The organism is Flavobacterium luteum, from assembly GCF_008806775.1.
GTDB lineage: Bacteria > Bacteroidota > Bacteroidia > Flavobacteriales > Flavobacteriaceae > Flavobacterium > Flavobacterium luteum.
The window spans coordinates 664,533-679,057 of record NZ_WAEM01000001.1; the positions used below are offsets into that span (position 1 = coordinate 664,533).

Sequence of the window (14,525 nt, forward strand, 5' to 3'; positions counted from 1 at the left end):
TTAATTATTTCTCCACAAAATTCTCATCCTTAAATCCTATCAAATACAATTTATCTTTTGCTCTAGTGATTGCCGTGTACAGCCAACGAATATAATCTCTGTTGATTCCGTCAGGCAAATACGGCTGCTCTATAAAAACGGTATTCCACTGTCCACCTTGCGATTTATGACAGGTGATGGCGTAGGAAAACTTAACCTGCAAACCATTGAAATATTCGTTTTCTTTTACTTTCTGAAACTTCTTGTATTTGGTACTTTCGTTTTCGTAATCCTTCATCACTTCTTCATACAATCGATTCGATTCCCCATACGTCAACGACGGTGATTCGCTGGTAATCGTATCTAACAACAAAACTGTTTCAAAAGGTTTTTGGTTGGGATAATCTACCATTCGGATTTTTACATTGGCAAATTTAAATCCGTACAACTCTTTGAAATTGAAAATTTCTAAAACCTCAACAATATCACCATTGGCAATAAAACCCGCTTCATCTGAATCTTTAAGCCAAAAGTAATTATTTTTTACGACCATTAAATAATCGCCCGTAGAAAGTTCGCTTTCCTTATCTAAAATTTTGGTCCGAATTTGCTGATTGTATTGATTCGCTCTTTTATTAGATCGCACAATAAAAGCCGTATCTTCTATGCTATAATTATTGTACGCCGAATTAATGGCATCCTGAATATCATAACCATCGGTTAAACGGACAATATCTTTAAAACTTTTTAAATTAAACTGAAAGGTATCTACAAAATGTTCTTTTAATAGTTCCCGCAATTCCGTGGCATTGAATAAAATTCCTGAATTTTCTTCCTGACGCATGACTTCATCCAATTCGATGTGTTTGACTTCTTTATCATAATTCATTCCTAAAGTATCAATATTCAAAGCCGGAGAAATATCTAAATTGACTGGTGGCAATTGAGCAGTGTCTCCCAATAAAATCATCTTGCAATTGGTTCCCGAATATATATAAGATATCAAATCGTCGAGCAAAGAACCGTTTTCATACAACTTACTTTCAGAATTGGTATCAGAAATCATAGAAGCTTCATCAACAATAAAAAAAGTATTTTTATGTTTGTTTTGTTGCAACGTAAAACTCACCCCACCACCCGAATTTTTCTTGGGAAAATATATTTTTTTGTGAATCGTAAAAGCGGGTTTGTGCGAATAATTAGCAATTACTTTGGCTGCGCGACCGGTTGGTGCCAACAGCACATATTTCTTATTGATTTCGACTAAATTATTGACAATGGTAGAAATTACGGTTGTTTTTCCTGTTCCTGCATAGCCTTTCAGCACGAAAATCTCGTTATTATCTGTATTGGTAATGAATTCTGCTATTTGTTGAAAGAAAATATCCTGTTTGTACGTAGGCTGAAACGGAAAATTTCTAGTTAAAATACTATAAAACAGACTGGAACTCATTTGGGATTTATTTTACCGCAAAGTACGCAAAGTTTTTTTAGTTTTTTATAAACTTACCACTAGCACTTCCTTTATTAGAACTCACTTTTATAAAATAATTTCCAGTTTGTAAACTTGACACATCTACTTGTTTGGTTTGTTGCGCATTCGGGATTACTAGTATTTGCTGTCCTAAAGTATTGAAAATACTAATTGATGTTAGTTCTATTTGTTTCTTAACATCAATATTCAATAGTTGTTTTGCAGGATTTGGAAACACACTAAAATAAGAATCAAACTCAAAATCTTGAGTTCCTAAACTTTGTAGCACAGAAGTTGTAGCGGTATTGGTAATTATCGGAAAATTATAATCGAAATAAATGCTAGCCGTATTGCTGAATGAATCTCCCAATACCAAACTTGGTTTTGTTTTGATTTTAAAAGCCACGTAACCGTCATTCGTTGCATCATCAAAAGGCAAATTGATTTTTTCGAAGATAAATTCTACTTTGTTCGTATCAGAAATTTTAGTTACAAAAGGATGACTTCCTTCAGTAACTACTAAGGAGCTAATATCAAATTTTGAAGTATCAATCATATCTTTTACTACCACATTCTCAGCCTCAGCGGTTCCTTTGTTTTCAAAACGAATTAAATAATGCACATATTTACCTACTGCACTTGGTGCAATGGTTGAACCTTCTAAACAGGTTTTGTCATTGGGGTCATACGAACCCACCACCAATTGACGCAATGCAAATGAATTATCAACCGGTTGCTCGTCTCCATCAACTGGATTGATTAAAGCGGTAAAACTCAAACGATCATTTATATTTACTGCGGGAGTTTCCATAGGAGAGTTGACATTCAAAGTCACTTCTATTGCTCTGGTTTCAAATGGTTTTAAATCGAGATAATCCCAAGTTAAATTATCAATGCTTTGGCTGGTAAAAACAGGATTAGTAGCAACCAAATCTAAAACCGAATCATCAAAAGTAAGTTTTACCGATCCTGATTGCGTAATAGTTCCTTTATTTTTATAAATGATTTTATAAGAAGCATCAAAACCTGGTCTTGCTCGATTTATAGGCAATAAAGTAACCTCTAAATCTTGATGATTACCATTTGGGGTAATACAAAAATCTTGAGTAAATGGACTCGTTTGAGTGGGAAAAGCTACATTTATTGAGGATGAAGAAATGGTATAATAATTTGGATTTTCTAGAGTAGGAGTTATGGCATAAGTTCCTTCTACAACTGGCAAACTATAATTTCCAGAGGTATTTGAAACTATATTTCCAATAATGGTTCCATCAGTAATAAAAAACTTTAAATTTGGAAAATTTATATCGGAAACATCGCAACCGTTATTGTTATTACTGTCAAATTTAGTATTTCCTTGAATAGTATAATAAGTTTCTCCCGGATTAAAAGAACAATAAGAATTGACATGACAATTGGTATATTTGAATTGGTATATTCTATTTTGAACAGCGATCAACTGTTTCTCGTTTGCGCAGATGTATTGTAATTTTGTATTATCTGAAAAATTAAATTTGGATAAACTAAAATTATCATCAATTCCAAGCTTTGTATATTTAATAACCAAACTCGTAAGATTAGTTTTATAACAATAAAGTCCGGTAAGATTTACTAAAGGAATTAAATTTAATGAATTGATTTGATTGTCGTTACAACCTAAAGAGACAAGATTTACTAGAGATGTTACATCTAATGAAGTAAGATAATTTTGACCACAATTCAAATAGGTAAGATTTACCATACCTGACACATCTAAGGAGGTGAGTTTATCCCTAGAACAATGTAAATAGGTCAAGTTTACTAAAGATTTAACATTTAATGAAGTAAGTGGATTATCAATACAAGTTAAAGTAGTTAAATTAGTAAAACTTGATATCCCTTCTAATGAAGAAATAGGTAAAATATTTGAATAAAGAAGTTCCAACCCTTTTACATTTTGAGCTTCACTAACTTGTATTTCGCCATCATTATTGGCATCAATTTTAAGACTCAAACCAGATAAATCACTGGCAATTATATAGTTATTGTTTCCCGACAATAATCTCTCCTTAAAATTCGCATCAGGAATATTTACAATCTGTGCATGAACACTTCCAATAAAACAAAAACCAATAAGTAAAGAGTATATATTTTTCATTTGTTGCCATTAAGTGTGTAAATATAAGAAAATGAAAACCTTTTTTTATCCTTCTAGTTTCATTTTCAACTTATTTTAAAAATCAGAAAAGTTTTACTACTGCGTTACTTATATTTGCAATTATCAAATATGATGGTGTGTTTTATGTAGTATAGCCTAATCTGTTTCGTTTCTGGTGCATGAAAAGAATTTTACTTTTATTTTTTGTTTTAACTACTTTGGTTGTCAACGCTCAATTGGTTGTTGACAATACGACTCAAACCCCTCAACAATTGGTTCAAAACGTCGTGGTGGGTCAAGGAATCAATGTTTCTAACATAACGTTTAATGGCTCTGCGGCTAATGCCAATAGCATCAGCGATCAAGTAGGTTCGTTTTCTAATGGTACCACTACCAATATTGGTATTGACAAAGGAATTATACTAAGCACTGGTAGAGGAATACTTGCGAAAGGACCAAATAATAGTACTTCAGCTTCTCTGGCAACTTCAAATCCGTCACCAAAAGTAGGAGACAATGACCTTTCTCTATTAACTACTGGTGCTATAAAAAATGTAAGCATACTCGAATTTGATTTTATTCCTGTGGGAAATACATTGAATTTTAATTTCGTTTTTGCTTCCGAAGAATATCCCGAATTTGTGAATGATATTTACAATGACAATTTTGGTTTCTTTTTAAGTGGTCCAGGAATAACGGGTCCCTTTTCTGGAAATGCAAAAAATATAGCCTTAATTCCAACCTCTACCTTACCTGTAACTATTAACAATTTAAATAACGGATTGTCAAATACAGGACCTTGTGAATTTTGTCAATACTATGTCAATAACGAAAACGGAGTAACGATTCAATACGATGGATTTACCAAAGTTTTAGGAGCAACTGCCAATGTACAATGTGGTCAAACCTATCATATCAAACTAGCTATTGCAAATGTTGGCGATAATAATTGGGATTCGGCAGTATTTATAGAAGGAGCCAGTTTTAGTTCGACTGGAATTAATTTAGGGAATGATTTCCAGTCCTGTACCGCTACTGATTATACTCTAAAAACAGGATTACCCGCAACTTTAGTTCATGAATGGCGATTAGACGGTGCAATTATTCCAGGAAATGGACCTGAACTTCTTGTAGGCCAATCTGGAACGTATAGCGTAACAGCGTTTCCGTTTGGAGCGACTTGCCCAGTTACCGATGAGATAAAAGTAGCGTTTACTACTACAACTAAACCCGTACTCACTTGCGGAACCAAAACTGTAAACTCCATTCAATTCGATTGGAATTTGCTAACAAATGCAACTGATTATTCTGTTTCCTATCAAGTAAATAGTGCTACTCCAGTTAGTGTTGGCACAATCGGAAACAAAACTTCCTATACCGTAAACGGATTAAATGCTGGAGATGCTGTAACAATAACATTGACGCCAATAGGTACTGCTCCAAATTGTTTTGCTTCAGAAACACAAAGCTGTTCACTTACCAATTGCGTGCCTCCTACCTTGTCCTTAACTTCAGGTTCGGCAAGCCAAAATGTATGTATTGGTGAGGCTATTTCGGATATAGTGTATACAATTGGCGGTGGTGCTACAACTGCTTCTATTGCATCAGGAACATTGCCCAGTGGCGTAACATTACAAGTTTTAGGCAATCAATTTACCATAAAAGGAAGTCCAACAGAATCAGGACCGTTTTTGTTTACTATTGAAACTGCTGGCGGTTGTTTACCCAATGCAACTTTGAATGGTTCTATAACGGTACAATCAAAAACAACTCCAACTTTTGATGGTATTTCTCCAGTTTGTGAAGGAACAGTTCTTGTTCCAATACCACCAAAATCTATAGAAAACATCACTGGAATTTGGTCACCACCTTTAAATAATTTAGCAAATACAGAATATACTTTTACTCCTGATGTAGGACAATGTGCTAATGCTACCAAATTAACGATAGATGTAAATTTAAAAACTACGCCAACTTTTACGGCTATTGCCCCTATTTGTCCTGGAACAATTCTAAATCCATTACCCATAAAATCTCTTGAAAATATAAACGGCGTTTGGTCACCACCTTTAAATAATTTAGCAACTACTGAATATACATTTGCTCCTGATGCGGGACAATGTGCTACTGCTACCAAATTAACCATCGCTATAAATTCAAGTGCGGTCACTCCTACTTTTGATCCTATAGCTCCTATTTGTCCGGGAACAATTCTAAATCCATTACCCATAAAATCTCTTGAAAATATAAATGGAGTTTGGTCGCCACCTTTAAACAATTTAGCTACTACTGAATATACATTTGCTCCTGATGCGGGACAATGTGCTACTACTACTCAATTAACCATTGCTATAAATTCAAGTGCGGTCACTCCAACTTTTGATCCTATAGCTCCTATATGTCCGGGAACAGCTTTAAATCCATTGCCAACAAAATCTCTTGAAAATATAAATGGAGTTTGGTCGCCGAGCTTAAACAATTTAGCTACTACAGAATATGCTTTTACTCCTGATGCGGGACAATGTGCTACTACTACTCAATTAACCATCGCTATAAATTCGAGTGCAGTCACTCCAACTTTTGATCCTATAGCTCCAATATGTCCGGGAACAGTTTTAAATCCATTACCCATAAAATCTCTTGAAAATATAAATGGCGTTTGGTCGCCACCTTTAAACAATTTAGCAACTACTGAATATACATTTACTCCAGATTCGGGACAATGCTCAAATATTTACAAGTTAAGTATAGTTGTGAATCCTTTACCAAAACCTGAATTAACTGGTGGAACAATTTGTATTACTAGAAAAACGAATGCCATTATTACTTCCACTATTTTAAATGCTCAATTAAGTACTGCTGCAAATAGTTTTGAATGGTTTTTGGATGGAAATAAAATAGATACCGCCATTCAAAATACTTTTGAAGCTAAAAAAGGAGGCGAATATGCCGTAGTAGCGACAAATAAAACGACTGGTTGCGTTTCTGAATCGGTTTCTGCTATTGTAAAAGAAAATTATGCTGATCCAATTATAGAAATTATAAAATCCGAAGATTTTAGTGATACTGCAACAATACTTGTCAAAGTTGATGGTATTGATGCCTATCTGTATCAATTGGATAAAAATAGTTTTCAGTCTTCAAATGTGTTTACTGGAGTATCTTCAGGGAAGCATACGGTAACTGTAAAAGATAAAATAGGTTGCGTCAATTTTAGTCAACAAATATCCATCTTAAGCTATCCTAAATTCTTTACTCCTAACGGGGATGGTAGCAATGAAATTTGGAACATCACTGGTTTTGACAAACTATCTAATCCTCTAATTTATATTTTTGATCGCTATGGCAAACTCATCAAACAATTAAATGCTTTTCAAAATGGCTGGGACGGCACCTATAATGGCAGAGATTTACCATCGACAGATTATTGGTTTAAAGTAATTTATTTGGAAAATACAATTAGCAAAGAATTCAAATCGCATTTTTCATTAAAAAGGTAAAATTTACTCCTTCACAAACTTCGCACTAGCACTTCCTTTATTAGAAGTTACTTTTATAAAATAATTTCCACTTTGTAAACTCGAAACATCTACTTGTTTGGTTTGTTGCGCATTCGGAATTACCACTATTTGTTGCCCTAATGTATTGAAGATATTTATTGATGAAAGCTCAATTTGTTTTTTTGCTTCAATATTCAAAATAGCTTTTGCAGGATTTGGATACACCTTAAAATAACTCGAAAACTCAAAATCTTGTTTTCCTAAACTTTGCAACACTGAAGTTGTAGCGGTATTGGTGATTATTGGAAAATTGTAATCAAAATAAATACTTGCCGTGTTGCTAAATGAATCTCCCAATACCAAACTTGGTAAAGTTTTGATTTTAAAAGCAACATAACCATCGTTAGTAGCATCCTCAAAAGGCAAATTGATTTTCTCAAAGATAAACTCTACTTTGTTGGTATTAGAGATTTTAGTTACAAAAGGATGACTTCCTTCAGTAACTACTAATGAACTAATATCAAATTTATCGGTATCGATTAGGTCTTTTATCACTACATTCTCAGCCTCAGCAGTGCCTTTGTTTTCAAAACGAATCAAGTAATGCACATATTTACCCACAGCGCTTGGAGGAATGGTTGTTCCTTCTAAACAGGTTTTATCATTTGGGTCATAAGAACCCACCACCAATTGACGCAAAGCAAACGAATTATCAACAGGTTGCTCATCACCACTAACTGGATTAATTAAAGCTGTAAAACTCAAACGATCATCTATGTTTACTGCAGGAATTTCCATAGGAGAATTGACATTCAAAGTCACTTCTATTGCTCTGGTCTCAAAAGGTTTTAAATTGGTATAATCCCACGATAAATTATCGATACTTTGGCTATTAAAAACAGGATTTGCACTAACCAAATCTAAAACCGAATCATCAAAAGTAAGTTTTACCGAACCTGATTGCGTAATAGTTCCTTTGTTTCTGTAAATGATTTTATACGAAGCATTAAAACCTGGTCTAGCTCGAACTATTGGTAAAATTGTAACTTCTAAATCTTGATGATTCCCATTTGCTGTAACACAAAAATCTTGCGTAAACGGACTCGTTTGAGTTGGAAAAGTTACAACTGTATTAGTTGGTGAAACTGTAAAATAGGATGGGTTTTCTAAAACTGGAGTTATAGTGTGCGTTCCTTCTCCAACTGGCAAGCTGTAATTTCCAGTAGCATTTGAAACTAGATTTCCAGTACTAGTACTTCCAAAAACATTAAACTCTAAATTTGGTAAAAAAATATCTGAGAAATCACAACCATTTCCATTGATATCAAATTTGTTGTTTCCTTTAATAGTATAGTATGTACCATTAGGGGTAAATGAACAATAAGTGTTTACATGACAATTTGTATAACCATACTCTAAAAATTTTCGTCCTATCATAAATAAATCAATTTCATCGTCACATATATAAAGTAAACTAGGGCAATTTGAAAAAGTTGTATAATTTTCCTGATTTTTCCATCCATTTTTTAAATTGAGTGATTTTAAAAGTGGATTGTCAGAGCAATTCAGATTAAAATAGCCTCTATAATGACTTAAATCCAGAGATAAAAGTAAATTATTTCTAACGTCCAAATAAGATGGGTGAATTAAATCTAAATTTAATGATGTTATTTGATTATTATAACAATATAATATGTCCAAACGATTTAATCCTGACAAATCTAAATTGGTGAGTTTATTATTATAACAAAGCAATACGCTTATATTAGGACAATTAGTTATATTTAAGGAATTAAGCTTATTATCAAAACAACTCAAATTAGTTAAACTGGGTAAATCAATAACATTCAACTCAGTAAGATTACGAGAATAACAACCAATTCTATTAAGTTTTGTCAATCCTTGTATAGTTAAGGAAGTTAGTGGACCGTTAGAATATCCAAAAGTTTCTAAATTAATTAATGGACTTAAATCCAGTGAACTTATTGACGTACCAACTAACGAAATATCTTTGAGTTTAGTCAAACCATCGAAATTAATAGCGGTTAAATTTGGATAACTTGACTGAAGAATGAGCTTTTCTAAATTAGTAAAATACTCAATACCTCCTAAATTATTAATTGGTGAAACGTAATTTGCTTCTGTTGACCAAAAAATTTCTTTCACTTCCAAAGCTTCAGCTACCTCAATCTCTCCGTTATTATTTGCGTCAATTTTAAAAGAATATCCTGATGAATCTTTTGAATAAGCTTGAATCAATCTAGTTTTAAAATTAGCGTCTGTAAAGTTAATAATCTGTGCCTTTACTCCACTTAACAAAAACAAACCCAATAGTAAAAAGTAAAACTTTCTCATAAAAATAGTTTAAAGCGTAAATGTATAAAAATTAAGAAAGTAATTTGTTGCTTTCTTATTAAAAAATCTTGACCAACACCATCAATCAAAACATAATCCTTTCATGCCAATAACGTAAAACTTTACGTCCTTGACGTAAAATTTGGCATCGCTGACGTAAAACTTGACGTCCCTGACGTAAAATTTGGGGTTGTAGTACGTAAAATTTCACGTCCTTGACGTAAAACTTTACGTTTCTGACGTAAAACTTTACGTTCCAGACGTCAAAGTTGGCGTTCAGAGCAGTATTCATGGGAAAAGTTGTTAAATAAAAAATCGCTTGCAAATTAATTGTCATCGCTAAATGCGAACAAAAACAGATTTAAAAACTCTAAATCAGTATCAAACAGTGTTGCTACAAAACGAATCCGTTTTACTTAACTATCGGCAGACAGGTCGCTATCCAAAATTAACTGGTAGTTTTATAAAAAAACTTTAATTTAAACTTTAAAAAAACCTGATTGATGTCTAAACTCCCAAATATGCACTAGTATCTTTACTACTATTTCGCAAATGGCAAACGAATATAAAGCTATTAATTTCTCACAAGGATTCCTTAATTTTCCTGTAGATCAAAAATTAAAAGACATCGTTATCAAATGGACGCAGGAAGAAATACATCAATATTTGCCCATGGCTGGCTTATATACCATTGTTGGATAAAATTGCAAAACTTACCCAAAATTCCTATCAACAAAGAGTAACCCAACTAACCTATATCAGTAGATGTAATGACAAAAAAGTACAAGAGATGCTGTTCTCGTTTTGAATAAAAAAAAGCCTTACTAAAGTAAAGCTTTTAAATAATTCTGTAGTTGAATTACTCCTTCACAAACTTTCCGCTTGCACTTCCTTTATTGGAAGTCACTTTTATAAAATAATTCCCTGTTTTTAAATTGGAAACATCCACTTGTTTTGTTTGCTGTGCATTTGGGATTACCACTATTTGTTGCCCTAATGTATTGAAAATACTAATTGAAGAAACCGCAATGTTTTTCTTAACATCAATATTCAATAGTTGTTTTGCAGGATTTGGATATAGGTTAAAGAATGTTGAAAACTCAAAATCATTTGTTCCTAAACTTTGCAACACTGCAGTTGTAGCCGTATTGGTAATAATAGGAAAATTATAATCAAAATAAATGCTTGCCGTATTGCTGAATGAATCTCCCAATACCAAACTTGGTTTTGTTTTGATTTTAAAAGCCAAATAACCATCGTTAGTAGCATCTTCAAAAGGCAAATTGATTTTTTCGAAGATGAACTCTACTTTGTTCGTGTCAGAAATTTTGGTTACAAAAGGGTGACTTCCTTCGGTAACTACTAACGAGCTAATATCAAATTTATCGGTATCGATTAGGTCTTTTATCACAACATTTTCCGCCTCGGCGGTTCCTTTGTTTTCAAAACGAATCATATAATGTACATATTTACCAACGGTACTTGGTGGTATTGTTGTTCCTTCTAAACAGGTTTTATCATTAGGGTCATAAGAACCAACTACTAGTTGACGCAAAGCAAACGAATTATCAACAGGTTGTTCGTCGTCAGTAACTGGATTTATTAAGGCTGTAAAACTCAAACGATCGTCGTTGTTTACTGCTGGAATTTCCATAGGAGAGTTGACATTTAAAGTGACTTCTATTACTCTGGTTTCAAAAGGTTTTAAATCGATATAATCCCAAGATAAATTATCAATACTTTGGCTAGTAAAAACAGGATTAGCAGCAACTAAATCTAAAACAGCATCATCAAAAGTTAGTTTTACTGAACCTGATTGCGTAATAGTTCCTTTGTTTTTATAAATGATTTTATACGATGCATCAAATCCTGGTCTGGCACGATCTATAGGTAAAATTGCAACCTCTAAATCTTGATGATTCCCATTTGCTGTAACACAAAAATCTTGCGTTACTATACTATTCTTAATTGGATTCGTAACTTCTACGATTGTTGGATAAACAGAAAAATAGCTAGGATTTTCAATTATTGGTGACATCTTATATGTCTTATTATATCCTAGTTTTAAATTACCTAAAGAAATCGAAACAGAGTAATATCCTGTTGCATTCGAAATCAAATTTCCTAAGTCAATTCCGTTTGAAAAAGAGAATTTCATGTCTGGATAAATACTATCGGCTGAATCACATCCATTTATATTCTCATCATATTTACTGTTGCCTTCTATTGTAAAAAAAGCACCCCCTGGCACGAAAGAACAATAAGAATTAACATGACAATTAGTATAACCATATTGATAAATTTTATACTCGATATCAGCAAACTGGCTTTCGTTTGCACAGATATACTGTAAATTTTCATTTCCTGAAAAATCAGTAATTGTTAAATAAGCAATCGTGGCATTTTTAATATTCAAACTACTCAGATTGTTATTTTGACATGATAACGAAATCAAATCTTTATTGCACAAGTCTAATGAAGTTAGTTGATTATTATTACACCTTAATTCTCCTAATTTATTTAAGGTGCAAATATTTAGCGAGGTCAATTTATTATTGTAACAAATGAGATTCTTAAGATTAATTAACGGGACCAGATCTATAAATGTCAAATTATTATTATTACAATATATCCAATTAAGAATTGGACTATCTTGCGTATTATCAATAGAAACAAGTTTATTATAAGAACAATTTAAACCGAAGAGTTTTGATAGTCCTTTTAAATCTAGTGTGGTGAGTTTATTTCCATCACAACCTAAAGAACCTAAATTGGTAAAACTAGATAAGCCTTCAAGTGATGAAATATTTGAATTGGAAACATTCAACGTAAAAACTTCTTGTGCTTCACTTAACTGAATTTCTCCATCATTATTGGAATCAATATAAATGGGTTGATCGTAGATATCTCGTGTGTTTGGATTTGCCTTCAACAACGCCGCCTTAAAATTCGCATCAGGAATATTAACAATCTGTGCATGCACGCTTCCTAAAAAACTAAAACCTATAAGTAAAAAGTATATTTTTTTCATTTAATTTTTTTTTAGTTTTTTACAAACTTCGCACTAGCACTTCCTTTATTAGAAGTCACTTTTATAAAATAATTTCCAGTTTGTAAACTCGAAACATCTACTTGTTTTGTCATTTGAGCATTAGGGATTACCAGAATTTGTTGTCCTATTGTATTGAATATACTAATGGAGGATAACTCTATTTGTTTCTTCACATTAATATTCAGTACTTGTTTTGCAGGATTTGGATATACATTAAAATAAGAATCAAACTCAAAATCTTGTGTTCCTAAACTTTGCAGCACAGAAGTAGTAGCCGTATTGGTAATTATTGGAAAATTATAATCGAAATAAATACTAGCCGTATTACTGAATGAATCTCCTAGAACTAAACTTGGTTTTGTTTTAATTTTAAAAGCGACATAACCATCGTTAGTAGCATCTTCAAAAGGCAAATTGATTTTTTCGAAGATAAACTCTACTTTATTGGTGTCAGAGATTTTGGTCACAAAAGAATGACTTCCTTCGGTAACTACTAATGAACTGATATCGAATTTACCGGTATCAATCAGGTCTTTTATCACCACATTCTCTGCCTCAGCGGTTCCTTTGTTTTCAAAACGAATCATGTAATGTACATATTTACCAACTGCACTTGGCACAATGGTTGAACCTTCTAAACACGTTTTGTCATTGGGGTCATACGAACCCACAACTAATTGTCGCAATGCGAATGAATTATCAACAGGTTGCTCATCACCACTAACTGGATTTATTAAGGCTGTAAAACTCAAACGGTCGTCTATATTTACCGCTGGAGTTTCCATAGGAGAATTGACATTCAAAGTAACTGCTATTGCTCTGGTTTCAAAAGGTTTCAAATCGGTATAATCCCACGATAAATTATCGATACTTTGGCTATTAAAAACAGGATTTGCACTAACCAAATCTAAAACCGAATCATCAAAAGTAAGTTTTACCGAACCTGACTGTGTTTGATTGCCCTTGTTTTTGTATATTATTTTATAGGATGCATCAAAACCTGGTCTTGCTCTTAAAATTGGTAGAATAGTAACGTCTACATCGGGATGAATACCATTTGGCGTAATGCAAAAGTCTTGGATAAAAGGACTCGTTTGTGTTGGAAAAGTTACATTTATTGAGGCTGGAGATATTGAAAAATAATTGGAGTTTTCTAGAATTGGGGTTATAGTATGAGTTCCTGCTTGAACAGGAATAGAATAATTAGCTGATGAATTAGAAATAAAATTACCAGTATTAGTTCCGTCAGTAATAGAAAATTTTAAATTAGGATAGTTAATATCTGTAACCTCGCAGCCATTATTGTTATTATTCAATTTTGAATTTCCTTGTATGGTGAAAAATTCTCCTCCTGGTACAAATGAGCAATAGGTATTGACATGACAATTGGTATAACCATATTTGGAAATTAAACTTTGAACGTTTACTAGCTGTTTCTCATCTGCACAGATGTATTGTAAATTTTCATTTTGATCAAAATAAAAATTTACATTTAACTTTGTGTTTTTAATCAACAATTTTGTTAAATTATTATTACGGCAATCCAAATATTCAAGATTTATTTTATTAGTTATATCTAATGAAGTGAGTTGATTATTTGAACAATCTAGATATTTAAGATTTACTAGAGGTCTAACATCTAATGAAGTGAGTTGATTATTTTGACATAATAAAAAGGTTAGTTTTTCTAAAGTTGTTACATCTAATGAAGTGAGTTTATTTATACCACAATGTAACCATTCTAAATTAATAAAACTTGATATTCCTACTAATGATGAAATATAAATTCCTCTATATAAATCTTCAACTTGCAAATAATTTACATTTTGAGCTTCACTAACCTGAATCTCTCCATCATTGTTAGCATCAATTTTAAAAAAATTTCCAGATAAATCTTTGGCTATTTGGTTACTTGAACTAGATTCCAATAATTTCGTCTTAAAATTATTATCTGGAATATTCACAATCTGTGAATGAACACTTCCAAAAAAACAAAAACCAATAAGTAAAGTGTATATCTTTTTCATT

7 protein-coding genes are annotated in these 14,525 nt (G+C 32.4%); 2 read left to right on the forward strand and 5 right to left on the reverse strand.

Translation table 11 applies throughout. The features are described from left to right. Positions 1-4: 4 nt before the first annotated feature. Both F6464_RS03000 and F6464_RS03005 read right to left on the reverse strand, forming a co-directional pair. Entirely contained in the window at positions 5-1,432 is a 1,428-nt protein-coding gene (locus F6464_RS03000) for an ATP-dependent DNA helicase (protein ID WP_151106258.1), read from the reverse strand. A gap of 37 nt (positions 1,433-1,469) precedes the next feature. Continuing rightward, a complete protein-coding gene (locus F6464_RS03005) occupies positions 1,470-3,590 on the reverse strand; it encodes a T9SS type A sorting domain-containing protein (RefSeq protein ID WP_151106259.1) in 2,121 nt (706 codons plus the stop codon). Positions 3,591-3,769: 179 nt separating this feature from the next. Between F6464_RS03005 and F6464_RS03010 the strand changes: the two genes are divergently transcribed. After that, positions 3,770-7,090 carry a choice-of-anchor L domain-containing protein gene (locus tag F6464_RS03010; protein ID WP_151106260.1) on the forward strand — a complete coding sequence of 1,107 codons (3,321 nt, stop codon included), beginning with the start codon at positions 3,770-3,772 and terminating at the stop codon, positions 7,088-7,090. A 3-nt stretch (positions 7,091-7,093) separates the two neighbouring features. On the opposite strand, the gene F6464_RS03015 is transcribed toward F6464_RS03010, so the two are convergent. Then, positions 7,094-9,445, reverse strand: a complete 2,352-nt coding sequence (locus F6464_RS03015; RefSeq protein ID WP_151106261.1) for a DUF7619 domain-containing protein — start codon at positions 9,443-9,445, stop codon at positions 7,094-7,096. A 552-nt stretch (positions 9,446-9,997) separates the two neighbouring features. On the opposite strand from F6464_RS03015, the gene F6464_RS14455 reads away from it, so the two are divergent. Further along, a complete protein-coding gene (locus tag F6464_RS14455) occupies positions 9,998-10,147 on the forward strand; it encodes a hypothetical protein (RefSeq protein WP_191963314.1) in 150 nt (49 codons plus the stop codon). Positions 10,148-10,304: 157 nt separating this feature from the next. Here F6464_RS14455 and F6464_RS03020 read toward each other — a convergent pair whose 3' ends face one another. Both F6464_RS03020 and F6464_RS03025 read right to left on the reverse strand, forming a co-directional pair. Continuing rightward, positions 10,305-12,476 (reverse strand): T9SS type A sorting domain-containing protein, encoded by a 2,172-nt coding sequence (locus F6464_RS03020; RefSeq protein WP_151106262.1) that lies wholly within the window; start codon positions 12,474-12,476, stop codon positions 10,305-10,307. Positions 12,477-12,487: 11 nt separating this feature from the next. Continuing rightward, complete coding sequence (locus F6464_RS03025) at positions 12,488-14,524, reverse strand: DUF7619 domain-containing protein (protein WP_151106263.1); 2,037 nt, start codon at positions 14,522-14,524, stop codon at positions 12,488-12,490. Position 14,525: the final 1 nt, after the last annotated feature.